Here is a 22,544-nt window from a genome sequence, read left to right on the forward strand (position 1 = left end):
GGTCCGTCCACTGAGCAATGGATGGTAGCGGTGCCCGTCGACGATGAACAAGGCGGATATCCGCCAAATTGCAGGACGAGGTCAGGCGGGTTGGCGGATATCCGCCACATGGTTGTAACCGGTTGGTGACCAAAAGAAACCTGTAACCCTTGATGTCAAAAGGCTCGCAGGCTTTTTGGCGAATGTGGCACGCACCTTGCGATACAACGAGCAGATGCCTGCCGTTGCGCAGCTCGACAAAACAAATCCCTCCAGTGCAGGAGGGTTCGCAATTGAAGTGTCTTGGGCAACAGATGGATGTTGTCACCGGGCACTCTTGAGGAACTTTGCAATGACGACTCGTCAGCCACTGTACAAATCCCTGTATTTCCAGGTGATCGTTGCCATCGCCATCGGCATCCTGCTCGGTCACTTCTACCCGCAGACCGGTGTAGCCCTCAAGCCGTTGGGTGACGGGTTCATCAAACTGATCAAAATGATCATCGCTCCCATCATTTTCTGCACCGTCGTCAGCGGTATCGCGGGCATGCAGAACATGAAGTCGGTCGGCAAGACCGGCGGTTACGCGCTGCTGTATTTCGAAATCGTTTCGACCATCGCCTTGCTGGTCGGTCTGGTAGTGGTCAACATCGTGCAGCCGGGTAACGGCATGCACATCGACGTCACCACGCTGGATGCCTCCAAAATCGCTACCTACGTGGCTGCCGGTGCGGATCAAAGCGTCGTTGGCTTCCTGCTGAACGTGATCCCGACCACCATCGTCGGTGCGTTCGCCACGGGCGATATCCTGCAAGTGCTGATGTTCTCGGTAATCTTCGGTTTCGCCCTGCATCGCCTGGGTGCCTACGGCAAGCCGATCCTGGACTTCATCGATCGCTTCGCCCACGTGATGTTCAACATCATCAACATGATCATGAAGCTCGCGCCGATCGGTGCCTTCGGTGCCATGGCGTTCACCATCGGTGCTTATGGCGTCGGCTCGCTGGTGCAGCTGGGTCAACTGATGGCCTGCTTCTACATCACCTGCCTGCTGTTCATTCTGATCGTGCTGGGCGGTATTGCTCGCGCTCACGGCTTCAGCGTGCTGAAAGTGATCCGTTACATCCGTGAAGAGCTGCTGATCGTGCTGGGTACTTCCTCTTCGGAGTCGGTGCTGCCACGCATGCTGATCAAAATGGAGCGTCTGGGCGCGAAGAAATCCGTGGTAGGTCTGGTGATCCCGACCGGTTACTCGTTCAACCTTGACGGTACTGCGATCTACCTGACCATGGCGGCGGTGTTCATTGCTCAGGCAACCGACACCCACATGGACATCACTCACCAGATCACTTTGTTGGTGGTGTTGCTGCTGTCCTCCAAAGGCGCTGCTGGCGTGACCGGTAGTGGCTTCATCGTACTGGCCGCTACCTTGTCCGCTGTTGGCCACCTGCCGGTTGCCGGCCTGGCGCTGATCCTCGGTATCGACCGCTTCATGTCCGAAGCCCGCGCACTGACCAACCTGATCGGTAACGCGGTTGCCACCATTGTTGTAGCCAAGTGGGTCAAGGAACTGGACACCGACGTGCTGCAAGCGGAGCTGGCTTCCGGCGGTCGCGGCATTGCCGAAGAGCCTAAAGACGATGTTTTGGGCCACGTCGAAGGGGCAACCCCGACGAACGCCAAGTAAGCCTTGTTGTCATGAAAAACCCGCTTCGGCGGGTTTTTTCATACCTGCGATTTGAGCGTAACGGTCAGCGTCACTGGCACATAAGGTGATTGCTGCAATGTCCCGGGCTGCCTAGGCTTGGGGGATTGCACTGGAGAACGCTCATGCTCGGTCCACTGGCATCACTCAAGGTTCTGGATTTCTCGACATTGTTGCCGGGGCCGTTCGCCTCGTTGCTGCTGGCGGACATGGGCGCCGAGGTGCTGCGCATCGAATCGCCGACCCGCATGGATTTGCTGCGGGTGCTGCCGCCCCATGATCAAGGCGTGTCGGCCAGCCACGCGTACCTCAATCGCAACAAGCGCAGCCTGGCGCTGGACCTCAAGCAGCCCGAGGCGCTGGAGGTGATCACGTTGTTGCTGCAGGAATACGACATTGTGCTGGAGCAGTTTCGCCCCGGCGTGATGGAGCGGCTGGGGCTGGGGTATGAAGCCTTGAAGTCGATCAATCCACGGTTGATTTATGTGTCGATCACCGGCTACGGCCAGACCGGCCCTTACAAGGACCGCGCCGGCCACGACATCAACTACCTGGCGCTGGCGGGCCTTTCGAGCTACACCGGCCGTGCCGACAGCGGCCCATTGCCGTTGGGCATGCAGGTGGCGGATGTCGCGGGCGGTTCGTTGCATGGGGTGATCGGGCTGCTGGCAGCGGTGATTGCGCGGCAGCAGACCGGGCAGGGGCAGCATCTGGATGTGAGCATGACCGACTGCGCCTTCAGCCTGAACGCCATGGCCGGTGCCGGGTATTTGGCCTGTGGCGTGGAGCCGGGCAGGGAAGACCAGATGCTCAACGGCGGCAGCTTCTACGATTACTACCGATCGCGCGATGGCCGCTGGTTGTCGGTGGGCAGCCTGGAACCGGGGTTCATGCAGCAACTGTGCACGGTTCTGGGCCGTCCGGAACTGGCGGCCGAGGGACTGTCGTCCGACCCCGCTCGGCAACGGGCGCTAAAGGACGCGCTGAACATTGAATTCGAAAAACACGACTTTGCCTGGCTGTGTGAGCTGTTTGCCGGGGTCGATGCGTGTGTCGAGCCGGTGTTGAGCCTGGGCGAAGCGGTCGGGCACCCGCAGTTGAAGGCGCGGGAATTGGTGGCTGAGGTGCCGCGGGACGATGGCTCGACCCAGGCGCAGATGGCCTGCCCGTTGAAGTTTTCAGCGGGGTTGCCTGAGCCGCGGCATATTGGCGCCCGGCTGGGGCAGCATACGGATGAGGTGTTGGGTGAACTGGGGTTTAGTGTTGAGCGGATTGAAGCGTTGCGGCGGGCCAAGGTAGTTATCTAGCGTCTGTCCCGGCCGAAACTCAACTTATTGATTGATCGTTCCCACGCTCCGCGTGGGAATGCCGCAATGGACGCTCCGCGTCCACGGTGACGCAGAGCGTCACAGGATGCATTCCCACGCGGAGCGTGGGAACGATCATGGGGTCATTCGACCCGCATCTCCCCACTGAACACCAACGTACTGCGGCAGCGCCGGCACAAATACCGCCGCCCCTGGCGCACCAGGCTATGACGCTGGGCCGAAAACGGGAAATCGCTATCGGCGCACGGGCATTTGTAGATGTAGCGGGTCACGCTGCGGCGTTTGACGTCATAGGTGTGGCAGCGATTGGGCGGCAGTTCGTAGACGCCGCGCATGATCAGTTGCCACTCTTCGCCATGGGGCTGGATGCGGTCGCCGAACAGTTGATGGGCGATCAGGTGCGCGACTTCATGCGCCACGGTCTGCTTGAGGAAATCTTCGGTGTTTTCCCGGTACAGCTGCGGGTTGAAGCGCAGCAGGTTCTCGTGCAAATGCGCGACACCGGCTTTTTGCCCGCGCAGCTTGAGGCTCACCACGGGGCGTTTGAAAGGTCGTTTGAAAAAGGATTCGGCTTGCAGGAAACAGTCTTCGACGCGGGTATTGAGTTGCTCGGGCATGCTTGATGGATCTCCAAGGATGTCGAGTATGCCGCAACCCCGAGGGCTTGCGAATCGTTCAGGTGCCGAATGGTCGTTGCCGGCATTAGAAGGCCGCCTTGCGGCGGCCTGTAGTGGCGGAACGTGTATTTATGTGGGGTTGTCAGTTGGTATAGACGGGGCCCACGCCCAGGCCCCAGACAATCACGGTAAACGCCATGATGGCCACCAGCACCACCAGTCCTACGGCGAGCACCGAGCTCGAGAACAGGAAGCCCTCGTCCGATGGAATGTTCATGAACGTTGGTAGCCCCACATACAGCAGGTACACCGTGTAACAGACAGCCGCGGTGCCGACGATCATCCCCAGCCACAAGTGCGGGTACAGCGCCGCCAGGCCGCCGATGAACAATGGGGTCGCGGTGTACGTGGCGAACGCGATACAGCGAGCCAGGCTCGGGTTGGCGTCATAGGTGCGGGCCATCCAGTGGATGAACGCGCCCATCACTGCGACACCGCCAAGCATCGCCAGGTACGACATGATGGTCATCCATAGCGCGCTTTCCATGGTCAGCATCACCGGTGCTCGATTGCCGATGACCCAGCCGACTTGTGTGGTGCCGATAAACGCCGATATGGCGGGGATTGCCGCAAGAATCAAGGTGTGCGTCAGGTACATGTGGCTGATGCTTTCTTCCTCGTCGCCACGGATTTCTTTCCATTCCTGGTCAGGGTGGGTGAAGAGCCCCACTACGTGATGGATCATGCCAGTCACTCCTCTTGTTGTTGCCATCGCCCCCCAGCGGAGCGCTTACGGGCCAAAGTGGCCAAGTAAGAACAGGTCTGAATACGCGTGCGACCTTATGTCGCAGTATAGAAAGGAGTTACTTGCAATAGTGCGAGGGCTTTAGAGCAAATCGCGCTGTAAACAAACCTGTTAATCGCCGCCGGGTCTGTGCCTGTTGACCCCCTGTGGCGAGGGAGCTTGCTCCCGCTCGGCTGCGCAGCAGTCGCTAATCAGCCGGCAGGGATTGCCTGACGCACCGCGTCGGATGGTTTAAGGGCCGCTTCGCGCCCCAGCGGGAGCAAGCTCCCTCGCCACAGGGGTATGCTCAAGTCATATAAGTGCAGGCTTCGCCCCGCCAGGGTTTTTGCGTAAAATGCCGGCCTTTCGTCACACCTCACGGATTTCGCGTCATGGGCACTCTTACGGTCAACCAGAACAAACTGCAAAAGCGCCTTCGCCGCCAGGCCGGTGAGGCTGTTGCCGATTTCAACATGATTGAAGACGGCGACAAGGTCATGGTCTGCCTGTCCGGTGGCAAGGACAGCTACACCATGCTCGATGTGCTGATGCATTTGCAGAAAGTCGCCCCGATCAAGTTCGAGATCGTCGCCGTGAACATGGACCAGAAGCAGCCGGGCTTCCCCGAGCACGTGCTGCCGGCTTACCTCAAAGAGCTGGGCATCGAGTACCACATCGTCGAGAAAGACACCTACTCGGTGGTCAAGGAGCTGATCCCGGAAGGCAAGACCACTTGCTCGCTGTGCTCGCGCCTGCGTCGCGGCACGCTCTACACCTTTGCCGATGAAATCGGCGCGACCAAAATGGCCCTCGGTCACCACCGTGACGACATCGTCGAGACGTTCTTCCTGAACATGTTCTTCAACGGTTCGCTCAAGGCCATGCCGCCAAAGCTGCGCGCCGACGACGGGCGCAACGTGGTGATTCGCCCGCTGGCTTACTGCAACGAAAAAGACATTCAGGCCTACTCGGACCTCAAGCAATTCCCGATCATCCCGTGCAACCTCTGCGGCTCCCAGGAAAACCTGCAACGCCAGGTGGTTAAAGAGATGCTGCAGGAGTGGGAGCGCAAGACCCCGGGCCGTACCGAGAGCATTTTCCGCAGCCTGCAGAACGTGATCCCGTCGCAACTGGCGGACCGCAACCTGTTCGACTTCACCAACCTGCGTATCGACGAAAGCGCCGCTTCGCGGTTCGTCAACGTAGTGAACCTCTGAACAAAATTGTGGGGGCGAGCCTGTGGTGAGGGGGCTTGCCCCCCCGTTAGGCTGCGAAGCGGCCCAAATTGCGGATGCACCAAAGATTTTGTGAGTGCTACGCACTCAAACGGGGGCAAGCCCCCTCACCACGGGGCTCCCATAGATCCGTTTCATCCCATAGGAGAGGGCATGCGCGATTACAAGTGGCTGCACGAATACTGTCTGAACCGCTTCGGTTCGGCGGCTGAACTGGAAGCCCATCTGCCGGTTCCCAAGACCCCGGCGCAATTGCGCAACATCAGCGACGACCGCTACCTCTCGACCATGGCGTTGCGGGTGTTCCGTGCCGGGCTCAAGCACAGCCTGGTGGATGCCAAGTGGCCGGCGTTCGAAGAAGTGTTCTTCAAGTTCGACCCGGAAAAAGTCGTGCTGATGAGCGCCGAACATCTGGAGCGCTTGATGCAGGACGCGCGAATCATCCGCCACCTGGGCAAGCTCAAGAGCGTGCCGCGCAATGCACAGTTCATTCTGGACGTGGCCCATGAGAAGGGCAGCTTTGGCGCGTTGCTCGCCGACTGGCCGGTGACCGACATCGTCGGTTTGTGGACCTACCTGAAAAAACACGGTCATCAGTTGGGCGGGTTATCGGCACCGCGATTCTTGCGGATGGTCGGCAAGGACACTTTCGTGCCGAGCTACGACGTGGTGGCGGCGCTGAATGCACAGCAGATCATCGACAAGGTCCCGAGCAGTTTGCGCGACCTGGCCACGGTGCAGAGTGCGTTCAACCAGTGGCATGAAGAGAGCGGTGGACGGCCGATGAGCCAGATTTCGATGATGCTGGCCTACACAGTCAATCACTGACGAAGATGATCGTTCCCACGCTCCGCGTGGGGAATGCATAAAGTGACGCTCCGCGTCACAGGGACGCGGAGCGTCCCGGGCGGCATTCCCACGCAGAGCGTAGGAACGATCACTGCGGGGCTATCAGGCGGGGGAAATCTCGCCTTCTCCCGCCAACTTGCGGTTCAACTGATACCGCCACCGCACATACAGCAACGCCGAGCAGAACACCGCCAGGCTCGCGCCCATCTCCAGTAAACCGAACAGCTGCCGGTTCGGGTCATAGGCGGCCAATGCGCCCTTGATGAAATACAGATTCACCACAAAACACATCCACGAATGCCCACGGGCGCTGCCGACGATCATCCCCGGCGCCAGCAACAGCAGCGGCACCAGTTCGATCAGCAGAATCACCCACGGCCGCGCGCCATGCAGGTCGGCGAACACCAGGTAGTAGACGCAAAGCAGCCCCGCCAGGCCGAAAAAGCACAGCAGGCTGATGACGCGCATCGCCCGTACGCGCGGTTCGAGCCATTCGATGGCAGGCAAAACCTTAGGCTTCTTAGCCACGATGGCTCTCCAGTTTCTGCGCGGTCTTCGCCAGGCGCAGGCCCAAGGCCCGGCACAGTGCGACTTCATGTTCGTTCAAACCGCTTTTACCATCGGCGCCGGCGTGATGGCTGGCGCCGTATGGCGTGCCGCCGCCACGGGTTTCCAGCAGCGCCGATTCGCTGTAAGGCAGGCCGGTAATCAACATGCCGTGGTGCAGCAACGGCAGCATCATCGACAGCAGCGTGGTTTCCTGGCCGCCGTGCAGGCTGGCGGTCGAGGTGAAGACCCCGGCCGGTTTGCCCACCAGGGCGCCGGTCAGCCACAGGTTGCTGGTACCGTCGAGGAAGTACTTGAGCGGCGCGGCCATGTTGCCGAAGCGGGTCGGGCTGCCCAGGGCCAGGCCGGCGCAGTTCTTCAAGTCGTCGAGGCTGGCGTACAGCGCGCCTTCCTCAGGAATGTCCGGTGCCACGGCTTCGCATTCGGTGGAGATCGCCGGCACCGTGCGCAACCGGGCTTCAAGGCCGGCCTGCTCGACGCCACGGGCAATCTGCCGGGCCATTTCATTGGTCGAGCCGCTGCGGCTGTAATACAGCACCAGAATGTATGGCGCGCTCACGGCAACAACTCCAGCACATTCTCCGGCGGACGACCGATGATGGCTTTGTCACCGACTTCGAGAATCGGCCGCTCCATGAGTTTCGGGTGTGCGGCGATGGTGGCGATCAATTGCGCCTCGCTCAAACTGCTATCGGCCAGGTTGAGGGTTTTGTACTCGTCCTCGCCGGTGCGCAGCAATTGCCGGGCGCTGATGCCGAGTTTGCTCAGCAGGCTCTGGATTTGCACGGCGTCCAGCGGTGTTTCCAGGTAGCGGACGACCGTTGGCGTCAGGCCACGGGCTTCGATGAGTTCGAGCGCACCGCGGGATTTCGAGCAGCGCGGGTTGTGATAAAGCGTCAGATCGGTCATGTGCGGGTCGCTTCTTGCGTAAAGTGGCGGCTATTCTAACTGTGCGGCGCGTAATCCAGAACCTTGGGAGGCGATGGGTCGCAGGTGCATTCTATTTTTGACAAGGATTGAGACATGACAAGGCGACTGGCAGCGGCATTGGCGATCATGGGGGCGTTATTGCTGGGGGGCTGCGGCAACGACTATGGCATCGACCAGAATGGTCACAAGATCGCCGCCGAACGTCTGGACAAACAATGGCTGGTGCTCAATTACTGGGCCGAATGGTGCGGCCCGTGCCGTACCGAGATCCCGGAGCTGAACGTTCTGGCCGAGCAGCTCAAGGGCAAGAAGATCGGTGTGTTTGGGGTCAACTTCGACAATGTGCAGGGCGAAGAGCTGAAAAGCGCCAGCGAGAAACTGGGGATCAAGTTCACTGTATTGGCCCAGGACCCGGCCGACCTTTTCGAATTGCCACGCAGTGAAGCGCTGCCGGTGACTTACATCATCGACAACAAGGGCAAAGTGCGGGAACAGTTGATGGGCGAGCAGACGGCGGCGGGGGTGATGGCGAAGCTTGAGGCGTTGCAGGCAACCAACTGACCGAACACCGACCTGTGGCGAGGGAGCTTTGATCGTTCCCACGCTCTGCGTGGGAACGCCGCCGGGGACGCTCCGCGTCCCTGTGACGCAGAGCGTCACTTGATGCATTCCCACGCAGAGCGTGGGAACGATCGCTCAACTGAGGGGCATCAACCCTCTTCAAGCCACCAACGCAATGGCTTGCCTTCGGCCGGCCAGAAGCGCATCTGGTCGATCGGTGAGACGTCCCAGCGCTGAACGTTTTCCAGCGCCTGCAGGAAGCGTTTTTCCTGCTCCATCAATGCCGGCGCGCAGAGTTTGCGGGTGCTGCCGATCTTGCCGAAGCTGAGCTTTTCACCTTCCAGGGAATACGGCGCGAACCAGTGGTTGCAGCCGCCGTTACCGTAGGCCCGACCGTCGTCACCGAGGGTGATGGTCAGGTGGCTGTAGTCCATCAGCGGACGTTCGCCGATCCACTCCAGAATGTAACTGCGGTTCTGTTGCAACTTTACCGGCTCGGCGGCGCAGCCCAGCAGGCTGGCACCGACCATCGTGGTCAGAGCAAGGCGTTTCATCACGCAGGCTCCTGGCACTTCGGGCACAGGTGTTTTTCGCCGGCTGCGGTCCAGCCCAGTTCGGCAATCCGTGCGGTGGCGGCCGGTTTTTCAGCCTTGTTGCCCAACTTGGCGTCGACCGCGAACTCGAAGCTCAGCTCTTTGGCGCAGCTGTCGCAGTTGACGTTCCAGGTATGGATCGCCAGTTCGCCGAACACCGGACCACTGGCCACCGCGACCCATTGGCCCGGTGGGTTGATCAAGTGGCGAACCGTTTCGACGGTCAGGCGCATGGACAAGTCCTTGCTGCCCTTGAGGGTCACTACCAGCAGGTCGTTATTACGAATCGAGCCGCCGTTGCCGGTGACTTGATAACGCCCCGGCACCAGGGCGCGGCATTCGGTGAGGGTGTGTTGCGGGTTCATCAGGCTGTAGCGGAAATCGTGTTCGACCATGGGTCCTCCAAATATGCGCGATATGCTAGCACGGGCATCAACGCAGCATGGCGCGGGCATGTGACCTTCGATCTGGTTCAAATTGCCTGTTAATCCATGGCAAACTGCCACTTTTGCATCTCTAAGGAACAGAAATGGCGTTGATCGAATGTTACGAGTGCAAGCAACGCATCAGCTCCACGGCGCCTGCTTGCATTCATTGCGGTGCGCCTGCGGCAACGGTGCACGCGGCCACTTCGACGGCAGCGCCTGTGGAAGCACCGCTTTCTTTCGGGCGTTTGCCGAGCAATGAGAGTGTGCCTCGGGTGACCCCGGCTGCGTTCGGGCGTAAACGAAAAACCGAAGGCCAGGCCGAGGTCCCGGCACCGGTGCTCAATGGGCCGCGTCCGGTGGAACTCTGGCTGAAACTGATGATTTTCTTTCTGCCGCCGTTTTTTGTCTGGTTCCTGCTGCGTCGCGGGCATTCACTGGGGCAGCGCTTGATCGGTTTCGGCTGGCTGGCGCTGATGATCCTTTTGTCCAAGGCCTGAGCTGTTCAGCCCTCGACCTGATTGTGTGGCGAACCGGCCGCCCAGGCCGCGATGTTCTGCAACGTGGTCGCGGCAATCGCGCCCAGGGCTTCGCGGGTCAGGAAGGCCTGGTGTGCGGTGATGATCACGTTCGGAAAGGTCAGCAGGCGCGCCAGCACATCGTCTTGCAGTGGCAGGTCGGAGCGGTCCTCGAAGAACAACTGCGCCTCCTCTTCATAGACATCCAGCCCCAGATACCCCAATTGGCCGTTTTTCAATGCGTCGATCAGCGCCGGTGTATCCACCAGACCGCCGCGCCCGGTGTTGATCAACATCGCGCCGGGCCGCATGTGCGCCAGTGACTCGCGGTTGATCAAATGTTTGCTCTGCTCGTTGAGCGGGCAATGCAGGCTGATGATCTGCGACTCGGCCAGCAGTTGCGGCAAGCTCAGATAGCGTGCGCCGAGCGCTTCGACCTGCGGGTTCGGATAGGGATCATAGGCCAGCAATTGGCAGCCGAAGCCGTGCATGATTTTCGCGAAGATCGCGCCGATCTGCCCGGTGCCGACCACGCCGACGGTCTTGTTCACCAGGTCGAAACCGGTCAACCCGTGCAGGCTGAAATCGCCCTCGCGGGTACGGTTGTAGGCGCGGTGCAGACGGCGGTCGAGCGCCAGGATCAACGCCACCGCATGTTCGGCCACGGCGTGGGGCGAGTAGGCCGGGACTCGCACAACCGTCAGCCCCAGGCGCTTCGCCGCCGCGAGGTCAACATGGTTGTAACCGGCCGAGCGCAGGGCGATCAGGCGTGTGCCGCCTGCTGACAGGCGTTCAAGCACCGGGGCGCTGAGGTCATCGTTGATGAAGGCGCAGACCACCTCGTGATGCTCGGCCAGCGTCGCCGTGTCGAGGCTCAGTCGCGCCGGCTGGAAATGCAGTTCGATGCCGACGGACAGGTCGGCGGCGAGAAAACTGTCGCGGTCGTAGGTCTGGCTGCTGAAAAGAATCGTGCGCATGCTGTCCTCCTGGAAGTCTCACCCTACCTTAACCCTCAACGCCTCCTGCGTTATTGCGCTGCATCAGGCATTGATGCGCGCATGGGCCGCCAGGCGATTGATGGCGCGTTCGAGTTCTTCCAGCGCGCCCGGGGCTTTCGGGTCCTGTTGCTTGAGCAGGGTTTCACTACGCTGGCAGGCAGCGCGCAGTTGCGGGACGCCGCAATAACGGGTTGCCCCGTGCAGGCGATGGACCCGCTCGATCAGGGCATTCTGATCGTTGGCTTCACGGGCCACGCGGATAGCCTCGCGGTCGGCTTCCAGGGAGGCCAGCAGCATTGCCAGCATGTCCGCCGCCAGATCGGCCTTGCCGGCCGCCAGGCGCAGGCCTTCTTCGTGATCGAGCACCTGCAGTTCATGAGCGCTGTGGCTGTCGCTGTTGCGCTCCGGACCCTGATTGCGCAGCGCCAGGCCCGTCCATTTCAACACCACTTGTGCCAGTTGCCGTTCGCTGATGGGTTTGGTCAGGTAGTCGTCCATGCCGCTTTGCAGCAATGCGCGTTTCTCGTTGGCCATCGCGTGGGCGGTGAGGGCGACGACCGGCAGTGGCGTGCAATGCCGCTCGCTTTCCCATTGGCGAATGGCTTCGGTGCTTTGGCGCCCATCCATGCCGGGCATTTGCACGTCCATCAGCACCAGGTCGAACGTCTCGTTCTGCACGGCCTTGACCGCGGCGTAACCGCTTTCTACCGCGAGCACCTTGGCGCCCATGTCTTCGAGCAGGGTTTGCACCAGCAGCAGGTTGGCCGGGTTGTCGTCCACGCAAAGGACCTTCGGCGCACGGCTGGAAACCGGTTCGGCAGGGTCGCTGCGCTGCTGGCGCGGGTTGACCAGATCAGACAGGGCCCGACGCAGCTTGCGGGTGCAGGCCGGTTTGGACTGGAGCTGGCTGTGGGGGTTGGGCACCGAGAGATGGAACAGCGTCAGTTCGGTGGTCGGGCACAGCACCAGCACTCGGCAGCCCAGGTGTTCAAGGTCCCAGATGTGCTGGTTGAGGCGCTCCGGCGGCATGTCGTTGCTGGTGATGCCGAGCACCGCCAGGCCGATTGCCTGATCGGTCTGGTGGGCGCCGGTCACGCCATTAGCCAGGCTTTCCAGGGTATTGAACGGCGTGACGGCCAGGCCGCAGTCTTCCAGTTGATGCTGCAATGCCTGACGGGCCAGTTCGTGGTTTTCCAGGACGGCCACCCGCTGCCCGAGCAGCGGTGGACCGGGCAGGTCTTCGGCGTCGTCGCGGGTTTTGGGCAGGCTCAGGCTGATCCAGAATTCCGAGCCTTCGCCCGGCGTGCTGTCGACGCCGATCTCGCCGCCCATTTGTTCGATCAACCGTTTGGAAATCACCAGCCCGAGGCCGGTGCCGCCGGGTTGTCGGGACAACGAGTTATCGGCCTGGCTGAAGGCCTGGAACAAGGCGCGCACGTCCTGATTCGACAAGCCGATGCCGGTGTCCTGAATGCTGATGCGCAGTTGCACACTGTCTTCATGCTCTTCTTCGAGCATCGCCCGGGCGACGATGGTGCCTTCGCGGGTGAACTTGATCGCATTGCTCACAAGGTTGGTGAGGATCTGCTTGAGTCGCAGCGGATCGCCCACCAGCGACAGTGGCGTATCGCGATAAACCAGGCTCACCAGCTCAAGCTCTTTGGCATGGGCGGCCGGGGCGAGAATGTTCAAGGTGTCTTGCAGCAGGTCGCGCAGGTTGAACGGAATATGGTCGAGCACCAGTTTGCCGGCCTCGATTTTCGAGAAATCGAGAATCTCGTTGATGATCCCCAACAGGCTGTCGTCGGACTTTTCGATGGTGCCCAGGTAATCGAGCTGGCGCGGCGTCAGTTCGCTTTTTTGCAGCAGATGCGTGAAGCCGAGAATGCCGTTGAGCGGGGTGCGGATTTCATGACTCATGTTGGCCAGGAACTCGGATTTGATCCGGCTCGCCTCCAGGGCTTCCTTGCGCGCCAGGTCCAGCTCGATGTTCTGGATTTCGATGGTTTCCAGATTCTGACGAACGTCTTCGGTGGCCTGGTCGACGCTGTTTTGCAATTCTTCCTGAGCGTTCTGCAGGGTCCCGGCCATGCGGTTGATGCCGGACGCCAATTCATCCAGTTCCTGGCTGCCGAGGGGTGGCAGGCGGGTTTCCAGATGACCGTCCTTGAGTTGCGCCACGGCTTGTTTGATCTGGCTCAATGGCCGGTTGATGGTCCGGCCCATGCGCAACGCCAGCAGCGCCGCACCGGCCAGGCCTCCGCCGATCAGCAGCAGGCTGGCGAACAGGCTGCGGTAACCGCGCAGCAGCATGCCGTTATGGGACAGTTCGAGTTCGACCCAGCCCAGCAAGCGGTCGGCTTCATCGGGGATCAGGTCGCCGGCCAGGTTGCGGTGTTTGCCGAACACCGGCAGCAGGTAACGCGTGGCGTCATTGCCACTGCGGCGCAGCAACTGTGAACCGTTGCCCAAGGGCGCCTGATTGAGCATGGTCGGGCCGGCATGGGCCAGCGGCGTGCGGTCGGGGGCGAGGAAGGTCACCGCGCGCACGTCGGTCTGCTCCAGGGACTGGGTGGCGATGCGCTCCAGAAGCTCGTTGTCTTTGTGACTCATGGCCGGGGCCACCAACGGTGCCAGCTGTTCGGCGATCATTTCGCCGCGTTGCATGAGTTGGGCTTGCAGGTCCGATTGCTGCATCCAGGTGAAATAGCCGCCCAGGACCAACGCCATCAGGGTGGTCGGCAACAGGGTCAGTAACAGCACGCGGCCTTTAATTCCCAGTTTCTTGAGCACGCATCTCTCCTGCATCCAGCTGTTTATTGACCTGCACATGCGTCCGGCACGCGCCACCTGCGCAGTGTAGCGATTTGCATGCGGGCAATCTTCGTAAAATTGATGTCGTCATTCGTCGGTCAGTTCAATGCTTTGGTCCAGGGAGACAAACCTTGGGTTGCCCCTGGCGAGGCAATCTTGAATAATCAGCAATTGAGAATTATTTGCAGATACTCATGACTCCCATCGCTGTTGGCCATCCTCGCATCCTCTCTATCGAAGACGATCCGGTGCTCGGTGCTTATGTTCATGAGCATCTGGGGCGCTGCGGTTTTCAGGTGACCTGGTGCCAGAACGGGCAGGAAGGTCTGGCGATTGCGCGTCGGCAGGCCTTCGATGTGGTGTTGATGGATATTCTGTTGCCGGGGCTCGATGGCCTGGCGGTGCTGACCCAATTGCGCCAGAGCCATTCCACACCGGTGGTGCTGATGTCGGCGCTGGGTGCCGAGGCGGATCGCATCAGTGGTTTTCGCCTCGGGGCCGACGATTATCTGCCCAAGCCTTTCAGCATGGGGGAGTTACGGGTGCGCATCGAAGCGATCCTGCGGCGGGTGGCGTTCGACCGTCGGCCGGCTCCGGCACCGCTTGCCCCGGCGCTGGACAGCCTGCGTTTTGACGATGAACTGGGCGAGGTCTTTTTAGGCGAATCCGCGGCCGGCCTGACCCGCAGCGAGTACCGCCTGCTGGACACGCTGAACCGCAACGGCGATGAAGTGTTGAGTAAACCGTTCCTTTATCAGCAGGTGTTGCAGCGCGGTTATGCGCCCCATGACCGCAGCCTCGACATGCACATCAGCCAGATTCGCCGCAAGCTCAAGGCTATCGGTTACACCGAGCGGGAAGTGCGTACGGTCTGGGGCAAGGGGTATGTATTGAGTGCGGCCGATGAAATGGTTTGACATACCGGGCCGCACGGTGGTCCTGCAACAGCAACTGCTGCGCGATCTGTCCCACGAATTGCGCACGCCACTCAGCCGGTTACGGGTGGCCTGCGAAAGCGAGCAGAACCTGGAGCAATTGCGCGAACGCATTGGCCGGGAAGTCGACGGCATGCTGCGTCTGGTCGAGGATGCCTTGCAACTGGCCTGGCTCGACACCGAGCGCACGCCGTTGCCCGATGAAGCGATCCAGGTCCAGGCCTTGTGGGAAATGCTCACGGAAAACGCCTGTTATGAAAGTGGCTGGCCGGCGAGTCAGTTGCACTGTGCGGTGGATGCCTCCTGCTGGGTGCGCGGCCATCTCAATACCCTGGCCCAGGCGCTGGAAAACATTCTGCGCAATGCCATTCGTCATTCACCGAAGGGCGGTGTCGTGACGCTCGATGGCGGGCGCGATGGCGACTTTTGGCACCTGTGGCTGGAGGATGAAGGTGGTGGGGTGGCTGACACGGATCTTGAACGGATCTTCACTCCCTTCATCCGGCTCGAGGGTTCGCTACCGGGGGAGGGTGGATTCGGGTTGGGGTTGAGCATTGCGAGGAATGCGGTGCAGCGCCAGGGTGGGCGGCTTTGGGCGGAGAACACTGAGACTGGGTTGCGGCTGAATATGCGGATGTTAGCACATGACGTTTTAACCGTGTCGTCGCCATCGCGGGCAAGCCTTGCTCCTACGGGATGTGTGTTGCCTTGAGGTTGTGCGGGTTTACCCGGTCGAACTTGTTTCGCATGCGCCAGTTCTATGAGACTTATCGTGCTGAAGAGAAAGTCGCACCACTGGTGCGACAATTGTCCTGGTCGCACAACCTGATCATCTTCAGCCAGAGTAAATGTCGCGCAAGGTGAAGAGTACTGATCCAGCCCCTTATTCCCATAAGCCATAAGCCCCTTACTTTGCGTGATATGGCCTGCGCACGTTTGCCGGTATGATAGGCGCCCCCGCAGTTCGGATTGCGAATACGCCATGACCTTGCAGTACCCAACCATCGCCGATTGCGTCGGCAACACTCCGCTGGTCCGTTTGCAGCGCCTGCCTGGCGTCACCAGCAACACTCTTTTGCTCAAGCTCGAAGGGAACAACCCGGCGGGTTCGGTCAAGGATCGTCCGGCGCTGTCGATGATCACCCGCGCCGAATTGCGCGGGCAGATCCACGTCGGCGATACGCTGATCGAAGCGACCTCGGGTAACACCGGGATCGCCCTGGCCATGGCCGCCGCGATCAAGGGTTACAAGATGATCCTGATCATGCCGGACAACTCCAGCGCCGAGCGTAAAGCCGCGATGACGGCCTATGGCGCCGAGCTGATTCTGGTCAGCCAGGAAGAAGGCATGGAGGGCGCGCGCGACCTCGCCCAGCGAATGGAGGCCGAAGGCCGTGGCAAGGTGCTGGATCAGTTCGCCAACGGTGACAACCCCGAGGCGCACTACACCACCACCGGTCCGGAAATCTGGCGTCAGACCCAGGGCACCATCACCCATTTCGTCAGCTCGATGGGCACCACCGGCACCATCATGGGCGTCTCGCGCTACCTGAAAGAACAGAACGAGAACGTGCAGATCATCGGTCTGCAGCCCATGGAAGGCTCGGCAATTCCGGGCATCCGCCGTTGGCCGCAGGAATACCTGCCGAAGATTTATCAGGCCGATCGCGTGGACCGGATCGTCGACATGGCGCAAAGCGAAGCCGAGGACGTGACCCGTCGTCTGGCGCGCGAAGAAGGCATCTTCTGCGGCGTGTCCTCGGGCGGTGCCGTGGCGGCGATGCTGCGCCTATCCAAAGAAGTTGAAAACGCGGTGATCGTCGCGATCATCTGTGACCGTGGCGACCGTTACTTGTCGACCGGCATTTTCGACGCGCCCAACTGATGGCCAAGCAAGAGAGAGGCCTGCGCTTCCAGCCCACGGGCGGCAGCAAGGCCCCGCAAGTCCCGACCGGCAAAAAGCAGCGCTTGACCATCGAGCGTCTGGCCAATGACGGTCGCGGTATCGCGTTTTTTGAAGGTCGCACCTGGTTCGTCATCGGCGCATTGGCTGGTGAAGAAGTCGAGGCGCGGGTTTTGGGTGCCCACGGCAAAGTGGTCGAGGCGCGTACCGAACGGGTGTTCCAGGCCAGCCAATTACGTCGCCCGGCACAGTGCGCCCATGCCGGTCGCTGCGGTGGTTGCAGCGTGCAGCATCTGCCCCACAACGAACAACTCGCCCTGAAACAGCGCATGCTCGCCGAGCAATTGTCGCGGGTCGCCGGCGTCGAACCCGAAGAGTGGGCTGCGCCATTGAGCGGTCCGGAATTCGGCTACCGGCGTCGTGCCCGGGTGGCGGTGCGTTGGGACATGAAGGCGAAAAAACTCGAAGTCGGTTTCCGCGCCGCCGGCAGCCAGGACATCGTCGCCATCAACGAGTGCCCGGTGCTGGTACAGCCCTTGCAACCGATCATGACCCGCTTGCCGGACATGCTGCGGCGCTTGAGCAAACCTCAGGCACTGGGGCATGTGGAATTGTTCAGCGGTTCGTCATTGGCGGTATTGCTGCGGCACATGGCGCCGTTGTCCGAAGCCGACATGACGATCCTCAAGGAATTCTGCGCGTTCCATCAGGCCCAGTTGTGGCTGCATGGCGACGGCGAGCCGCAACCGGTCGAGGCCGATCAGTCCCTGGGCTATCGCCTTGAACAGTGGGACTTGAACCTGGCGTATCGGCCCGGAGATTTCATTCAGGTCAACGCCGGGGTCAACGAAGCGATGGTCGCTCAGGCACTGGAATGGTTGGCACCGAAAGCCGATGAGCGGGTTCTGGATTTGTTCTGCGGGTTGGGCAACTTTGCCTTGCCGCTGGCCAGGACCGTTCGTGAAGTGGTGGCGGTGGAAGGCGTGCAGGCCATGGTCGAGCGAGCCGCCGCGAACGCCGCTAGCAATAATTTGCATAACGCGAAATTTTTTCAGGCCGATTTATCCCAGCCTTTGGCTGATGCCGAATGGGCCAGCGAAGGCTTTTGTGCGGTACTCTTGGACCCACCTCGCGACGGTGCTTTCGAGGTGGTGCGCAAGCTTGCGTCCCTGGGGGCCGAACGATTGGTTTATGTGTCGTGCAACCCTGCAACTCTGGCGCGCGACACGGTCGAATTGATCAAGCAGGGCTACCGGTTAAAACGTGCCGGGATTCTCGATATGTTTCCTCAAACGGCACATGTCGAGGCCATGGCGTTATTTGAAGCGAGCTAGGATGGCTCGTCTGGTCCGACTGACCGTCCGTGCCGCCACGCATCAGCCCGGCGGGGCGCCCGGACAATGAAGGTCAGCGATTTGACGCATTGAATCTGCGTCGTAGGGAAGGTAAAGCAAGATGGTACAGGTGAGAGCACACCAGCCGATCAACACTGACGGCAGTATCAATCTCGAGGCTTGGCTCGATCACGCGGTCAGTATCGATACGGCACTGGATCGCGAAGCCTTGAAAGAAGCCTGCGAGTTCGCTCGCGAGGCCGAACAACAAGCCAATGCGGCGAAAAACCTGTGGTCCGAAGGGACCTCGAGTTTCCGCACCGGCCTTGAGATCGCCGAGATTCTCGCCGACCTCAAACTCGATCAGGATTCGCTGGTCGCGGCAGTCTTGTACCGCGGCGTGCGCGAAGGCCAGATCCAGTTGCCGGCGGTCAGCCAGCGCTTCGGCCCGCTGGTTGCCAAACTGATTGACGGCGTGCAACGCATGGCGGCGATCAGCGACAGCCTGAGTCCGCGTAAATCCATGGTGATGGGCACCCAGGGCCAGGTGGAAAACCTGCGCAAGATGCTCGTGGCCATGGTCGACGACGTGCGTGTTGCGCTGATCAAACTGGCCGAACGCACCTGCGCGATCCGCGCGGTGAAAACCGCCGACGACGAGAAGCGTAACCGCGTCGCCCGTGAAGTCTTCGACATCTACGCGCCGCTGGCTCACCGCCTCGGTATCGGTCATATCAAGTGGGAGCTGGAGGACTTGTCCTTCCGTTACCTCGAGCCCGACCAGTACAAGCAGATCGCCAAGTTGCTCCACGAGCGACGGCTGGATCGCGAGCGTTTCATCAGCGATGTGATGACCCAGCTCAAAAACGAATTGCACGCCACCGGTGTCGATGCCGACATCAGCGGCCGGGCCAAACACATCTATTCGATCTGGCGCAAAATGCAGCGCAAGGGTCTGGAATTCAGCCAGATCTACGACGTGCGCGCCGTTCGCGTGCTGGTGCCGGAAATGCGCGACTGCTACACCGCGCTCGGCATCGTCCACACCCTGTGGCGGCACATCCCGAAAGAGTTCGACGACTACATCGCCAACCCGAAAGAGAACGGCTACCGCTCGCTGCACACCGCGGTGATCGGCCCTGAAGGCAAGGTGCTGGAAGTGCAGATCCGCACCCACGCCATGCACGAAGAAGCCGAGCTGGGTGTTTGCGCGCACTGGCGTTACAAGGGCACCGACGTCAAGTCCGGCTCGAACCACTACGAAGAGAAAATCTCCTGGCTGCGTCAGGTGCTCGAGTGGCACGAAGAGCTGGGCGATATCGGCGGCCTTGCCGAACAGCTGCGGGTCGATATCGAGCCGGACCGGGTTTATATCTTCACTCCCGACGGTCATGCCATCGACTTGCCGAAGGGCGCGACACCGCTGGACTTCGCTTACCGCGTGCACACCGAAATCGGTCACAACTGCCGCGGCGCCAAGATCAACGGGCGCATCGTGCCGCTCAACTACAGCCTGCAAACCGGTGAACAGGTCGAGATCATCACCAGTAAGCACGGCACCCCGAGCCGCGACTGGCTGAACCCGAACCTGGGTTACATCACCACGTCGCGGGCCCGGGCGAAGATCGTTCACTGGTTCAAGTTGCAGGCCCGCGATCAGAACGTCGCTGCCGGTAAAACCTTGATCGAGCGCGAACTCAATCGCCTCGGCCTGCCGCAGGTGGATTTCGACAAGCTGGCCGATAAGGCCAACATGAAGACTGCCGAGGACATGTTCGCCGCGTTGGGCGCAGGCGATTTGCGCCTGGCGCAACTGGTGAACCTGGCGCAGCAACTGGTCGAGCCGGAACGCGGCAACGAACAGCTGGAGCTGATCCCGCGCAAAGCCACCGGCTACAAACCGGGCAAGCGCGGTGATATCCAGATCCAGGGCGTCGGCAACCTGATGACCCAGATGGCCGGCTGCTGCCAGCCGTTGCCGGGGGACGCCATCGTCGGTTACATCACCCAGGGCCGGGGCGTGAGCATCCACCGTCAGGACTGCGCCTCGGTGCTGCAACTGGCCGGGCGCGAGCCGGAACGGATCATCCAGGTCAGCTGGGGCCCGGTGCCGGTGCTCACCTATCCGGTGGACATCATCATTCGCGCCTACGACCGTTCCGGTCTGCTGCGTGACGTGTCGCAGGTGCTGCTCAACGAGCGGATCAACGTGCTGGCGGTCAACACCCGCTCGAACAAAGAGGACAACACCGCGTTGATGTCCCTGACCATCGAGATTCCGGGGCTGGATGCGCTGGGGCGGCTGCTGGGGCGGATCTCCCAGTTGCCGAACATCATCGAAACCCGCCGTAACCGCACACCGTGAGAGACCTGCACGGAAATTGATGGTGACACTTGTAGGAGCGAGGCTTGCCCGCGAATGCGGTGTGTCAGGTATGTCGCCTTCGCGGGCAAGCCTCGCTCCTACAGATGTGTAGAGATTGATAAAAGATGTATTCACTTGAAGACCTGCTGCACCTGATGAACCGTCTGCGCGACCCGCAGTACGGCTGCCCGTGGGACATCAAGCAAACCTACGCCACCATCGTCCCGCACACCCTGGAAGAAGCCTACGAAGTCGCCGACGCCATCGAGCGCGGCGATTTCGATCACTTGCAGGGTGAGTTGGGCGACTTGTTGTTCCAGGTGGTTTATTACAGCCAACTGGCTAGGGAAGAAGGGCGCTTCGAATTCGCTGGCGTGGTCGACAGCATCACGCGCAAGTTGATCCGCCGTCATCCTCACGTATTTCCCACTGGTGATCTGTACGCGCCGCTGGACGTCCCGCGTCTGAATGAAGAGCAGGTCAAGCAACGCTGGGAAGAGATCAAGGCTGAAGAACGTGCCGAGAAGTCTTCGGCGCCGGAGCAGTTGTCCTTGCTCGATGATGTACCCGCGGCACTGCCGGCGTTGTCCCGTTCGGCAAAACTGCAGAAGCGCGCGGGGCAGGTCGGTTTCGACTGGCCGGACGCCTTGCCGGTGCTCGACAAGGTTCGCGAAGAGCTCGATGAAGTGCTCGAAGCCATGGCCGACAATGACTCGGCGGCGATTGCCGATGAAGTCGGCGACCTGTTGTTTTCCGTAGTCAATCTGGCGCGTCACCTCAAGGTCGATCCGGAAACCGCACTGCGTGGCGCGAACACAAAATTTGAAAGACGCTTCCGATTTATCGAACAGGCATTGCGCGACACCCACCGTCCCATAGAAGATTGCACCCTCGAAGAGTTGGACGCCTTGTGGGGCGAAGCCAAACGTCAGGAAAAGAATTTGCCCAGCTGCGGCTGAGCTGTTGCCTAAGTGAGTAAGCACCATGAGCCTTTCCCTTCGCGACCAGTTGCTCAAAGCAGGGCTGGTCAACCAAAAGCAGGCCAAACAGGTCGGCAAAGAAAAACAGAAACAACAGCGTCTGGCCCACAAAGGCCAGATCGAACTCGATGACTCCCAGCAGCGTGCGGCTCAGGAAGCCATGGCCGAGAAGGTCAAGCGCGACCAGGAGCTCAACCGTCAGCAGCAGGAGAAGGCCGAGCAGAAGGCCCGCGCCGCCCAGGTCAAGCAATTGATTGAAGTCTCGCGCCTGCCCAAGCTGAACACCGAGGACTACTACAACTTCGTCGACGACAAGAAGGTCAAGCGCATCTCCGTCAACACCCTGATGCGCAACAAGCTCAGCAGCGGTTCCCTGGCGATCGTGCATCACGCCGGCGGTTACGAAGTGATCCCTCGTGAAGCGGCCCTGAAGATCCAGGAGCGCGATCCACAGCGCATCGTGCAGCTGAATGTGAAGACAGAAGAAGTCAGCGCCGAAGACGATCCGTACGCGGCCTATCAGATTCCTGACGATCTGATGTGGTAAGCCGTTAGCGGCTGCAACAACGACAAACCCCGCTCATGGCGGGGTTTGTTATTTTCAATGCGGTGGTTATGCAGAGCGCGCTTCGCGTTGCTGCTCCAGTGTTTCCAGTTCGGCCTTGTATTTGTGGGCTTCGGTCTCGGAGTGGAACATCCCGACCAGCAGGTCTTGTTGATGTACATCCCAGATGCGGATAGCGGCGGCGATGCCTTCATGGGACATATGTGAATCGTCGCGTTCAGTTACTTTTACAGTCATCTGCTAGCTCCAATCTCTGTTATCTGCAGCAAGGCGTGTGCAGGCCTTTGTTATAAGTTTTGTTAGCTGGCTAAGTAAACGGCTGAAATCGGTAACGGACTTTTGCAAAATCGAAGAAAGTGCTGCAGCCCGCGATATACGCGACATTCAGTCGCAGGCTGTTGAGTTTCATGACAAATGTTTCATGTTCGTAAGGAAGAAATCACGGACTGAACCTGCATCCGTAGGAGCCAGGCTTGCCGGCGAAAGCGTCCTTGAGTGCGCCTTCGCCGGCAAGCCTGGCTCCTACGAAGAGCGATTCCCGGAGCCAATTTACAGACAA

General features: G+C 60.5%; 22 protein-coding genes and 2 pseudogenes. 14 read left to right on the forward strand and 10 right to left on the reverse strand.

What is annotated here, in order from left to right; translation table 11 throughout:
* Positions 1-331: 331 nt before the first annotated feature.
* Both AC1RO5_RS21610 and AC1RO5_RS21615 read left to right on the forward strand, forming a co-directional pair.
* Entirely contained in the window at positions 332-1,666 is a 1,335-nt protein-coding gene (locus tag AC1RO5_RS21610; protein WP_493177543.1) for a dicarboxylate/amino acid:cation symporter, read from the forward strand.
* Between the two features lie 143 nt (positions 1,667-1,809).
* Complete coding sequence (locus AC1RO5_RS21615) at positions 1,810-2,991, forward strand: CaiB/BaiF CoA transferase family protein (protein ID WP_493177544.1); 1,182 nt, start codon at positions 1,810-1,812, stop codon at positions 2,989-2,991.
* Positions 2,992-3,134: 143 nt separating this feature from the next.
* Here the strand turns inward: AC1RO5_RS21615 and AC1RO5_RS21620 are convergent, their stop codons facing one another.
* Together AC1RO5_RS21620 and AC1RO5_RS21625 are read right to left on the reverse strand one after the other, a co-directional pair.
* Positions 3,135-3,629, reverse strand: coding sequence for a SprT family zinc-dependent metalloprotease (locus AC1RO5_RS21620; RefSeq protein ID WP_007937535.1), 495 nt, complete (start codon positions 3,627-3,629; stop codon positions 3,135-3,137).
* Between the two features lie 142 nt (positions 3,630-3,771).
* Positions 3,772-4,374, reverse strand: a complete 603-nt coding sequence (locus AC1RO5_RS21625; protein ID WP_019581231.1) for a Yip1 family protein — start codon at positions 4,372-4,374, stop codon at positions 3,772-3,774.
* A gap of 431 nt (positions 4,375-4,805) precedes the next feature.
* On the opposite strand from AC1RO5_RS21625, the gene ttcA reads away from it, so the two are divergent.
* Both ttcA and AC1RO5_RS21635 read left to right on the forward strand, forming a co-directional pair.
* Positions 4,806-5,630, forward strand: a complete 825-nt coding sequence (ttcA, locus tag AC1RO5_RS21630; RefSeq protein WP_007937538.1) for a tRNA 2-thiocytidine(32) synthetase TtcA — start codon at positions 4,806-4,808, stop codon at positions 5,628-5,630.
* Between the two features lie 171 nt (positions 5,631-5,801).
* Positions 5,802-6,476 (forward strand): DNA-3-methyladenine glycosylase I, encoded by a 675-nt coding sequence (locus tag AC1RO5_RS21635; RefSeq protein WP_493177546.1) that lies wholly within the window; start codon positions 5,802-5,804, stop codon positions 6,474-6,476.
* Positions 6,477-6,599: 123 nt separating this feature from the next.
* On the opposite strand, the gene AC1RO5_RS21640 is transcribed toward AC1RO5_RS21635, so the two are convergent.
* From AC1RO5_RS21640 to arsC, 3 genes are read right to left on the reverse strand one after another with little or no spacing between them, the layout of a single operon-like run.
* Entirely contained in the window at positions 6,600-7,025 is a 426-nt protein-coding gene (locus tag AC1RO5_RS21640) for a DUF2069 domain-containing protein (RefSeq protein ID WP_493177547.1), read from the reverse strand.
* Positions 7,018-7,623, reverse strand: coding sequence for an NAD(P)H:quinone oxidoreductase (wrbA, locus tag AC1RO5_RS21645; RefSeq protein WP_493177549.1), 606 nt, complete (start codon positions 7,621-7,623; stop codon positions 7,018-7,020). The genes AC1RO5_RS21640 and wrbA overlap by 8 nt, the downstream gene beginning before the upstream one ends.
* Positions 7,620-7,973 carry an arsenate reductase (glutaredoxin) gene (gene arsC, locus AC1RO5_RS21650; protein ID WP_493177550.1) on the reverse strand — a complete coding sequence of 118 codons (354 nt, stop codon included), beginning with the start codon at positions 7,971-7,973 and terminating at the stop codon, positions 7,620-7,622. The genes wrbA and arsC overlap by 4 nt, the downstream gene beginning before the upstream one ends.
* A gap of 114 nt (positions 7,974-8,087) precedes the next feature.
* On the opposite strand from arsC, the gene AC1RO5_RS21655 reads away from it, so the two are divergent.
* Positions 8,088-8,555, forward strand: a complete 468-nt coding sequence (locus tag AC1RO5_RS21655; protein ID WP_493177551.1) for a TlpA family protein disulfide reductase — start codon at positions 8,088-8,090, stop codon at positions 8,553-8,555.
* 149 nt (positions 8,556-8,704) lie between these two features.
* Here the strand turns inward: AC1RO5_RS21655 and AC1RO5_RS21660 are convergent, their stop codons facing one another.
* Positions 8,705-9,109: an META domain-containing protein gene (locus tag AC1RO5_RS21660; protein WP_007937547.1), complete on the reverse strand. Its 405-nt coding sequence runs from the start codon at positions 9,107-9,109 to the stop codon at positions 8,705-8,707.
* Positions 9,109-9,543, reverse strand: coding sequence for a hypothetical protein (locus AC1RO5_RS21665; RefSeq protein ID WP_493177552.1), 435 nt, complete (start codon positions 9,541-9,543; stop codon positions 9,109-9,111). The genes AC1RO5_RS21660 and AC1RO5_RS21665 overlap by 1 nt, the downstream gene beginning before the upstream one ends.
* 134 nt (positions 9,544-9,677) lie before the next feature.
* Here AC1RO5_RS21665 and AC1RO5_RS21670 point away from each other — a divergent pair, with 134 nt between their 5' ends.
* Entirely contained in the window at positions 9,678-10,073 is a 396-nt protein-coding gene (locus AC1RO5_RS21670; protein WP_493177554.1) for a hypothetical protein, read from the forward strand.
* A gap of 5 nt (positions 10,074-10,078) precedes the next feature.
* On the opposite strand, the gene AC1RO5_RS21675 is transcribed toward AC1RO5_RS21670, so the two are convergent.
* Both AC1RO5_RS21675 and AC1RO5_RS21680 read right to left on the reverse strand, forming a co-directional pair.
* Positions 10,079-11,068, reverse strand: coding sequence for a 2-hydroxyacid dehydrogenase (locus tag AC1RO5_RS21675; protein ID WP_493177555.1), 990 nt, complete (start codon positions 11,066-11,068; stop codon positions 10,079-10,081).
* Between the two features lie 63 nt (positions 11,069-11,131).
* Positions 11,132-13,882: a response regulator gene (locus tag AC1RO5_RS21680; protein ID WP_493177557.1), complete on the reverse strand. Its 2,751-nt coding sequence runs from the start codon at positions 13,880-13,882 to the stop codon at positions 11,132-11,134.
* A gap of 215 nt (positions 13,883-14,097) precedes the next feature.
* Between AC1RO5_RS21680 and AC1RO5_RS21685 the strand changes: the two genes are divergently transcribed.
* From AC1RO5_RS21685 to AC1RO5_RS21720, 8 genes and pseudogenes are all read left to right on the forward strand, one after another.
* Positions 14,098-14,820 (forward strand): response regulator transcription factor, encoded by a 723-nt coding sequence (locus tag AC1RO5_RS21685; protein ID WP_493177558.1) that lies wholly within the window; start codon positions 14,098-14,100, stop codon positions 14,818-14,820.
* 13 nt (positions 14,821-14,833) lie between these two features.
* Positions 14,834-15,602 (forward strand): annotated as a pseudogene (locus tag AC1RO5_RS21690) (sensor histidine kinase); the annotation flags it as partial.
* Positions 15,553-15,687: pseudogene (locus AC1RO5_RS21695) on the forward strand (DUF1016 N-terminal domain-containing protein); the annotation flags it as partial. The pseudogenes AC1RO5_RS21690 and AC1RO5_RS21695, both read left to right, overlap by 50 nt.
* 133 nt (positions 15,688-15,820) lie before the next feature.
* The gene (gene cysM / locus AC1RO5_RS21700; RefSeq protein WP_018926292.1) at positions 15,821-16,723 is read left to right on the forward strand and encodes a cysteine synthase CysM; all 903 of its coding nucleotides are present in this window, start codon (positions 15,821-15,823) and stop codon (positions 16,721-16,723) included.
* Positions 16,723-18,075, forward strand: a complete 1,353-nt coding sequence (rlmD, locus tag AC1RO5_RS21705) for a 23S rRNA (uracil(1939)-C(5))-methyltransferase RlmD (RefSeq protein WP_493177560.1) — start codon at positions 16,723-16,725, stop codon at positions 18,073-18,075. The genes cysM and rlmD overlap by 1 nt, the downstream gene beginning before the upstream one ends.
* 121 nt (positions 18,076-18,196) lie before the next feature.
* Complete coding sequence (gene relA, locus AC1RO5_RS21710) at positions 18,197-20,440, forward strand: GTP diphosphokinase (protein WP_007937564.1); 2,244 nt, start codon at positions 18,197-18,199, stop codon at positions 20,438-20,440.
* A 125-nt stretch (positions 20,441-20,565) separates the two neighbouring features.
* Positions 20,566-21,399, forward strand: coding sequence for a nucleoside triphosphate pyrophosphohydrolase (gene mazG / locus AC1RO5_RS21715; protein ID WP_018926289.1), 834 nt, complete (start codon positions 20,566-20,568; stop codon positions 21,397-21,399).
* A 25-nt stretch (positions 21,400-21,424) separates the two neighbouring features.
* Positions 21,425-21,967 carry a DUF2058 domain-containing protein gene (locus AC1RO5_RS21720; protein WP_477815485.1) on the forward strand — a complete coding sequence of 181 codons (543 nt, stop codon included), beginning with the start codon at positions 21,425-21,427 and terminating at the stop codon, positions 21,965-21,967.
* 66 nt (positions 21,968-22,033) lie between these two features.
* On the opposite strand, the gene AC1RO5_RS21725 is transcribed toward AC1RO5_RS21720, so the two are convergent.
* On the reverse strand, positions 22,034-22,222 hold the full coding sequence (locus AC1RO5_RS21725) for a hypothetical protein (protein WP_493177561.1): 189 nt from the start codon (positions 22,220-22,222) through the stop codon (positions 22,034-22,036).
* Between the last annotated feature and the right edge of the window lie 322 nt (positions 22,223-22,544).

It is taken from the genome of Pseudomonas sp. GW822-FHT02G04 (assembly GCF_058802085.1).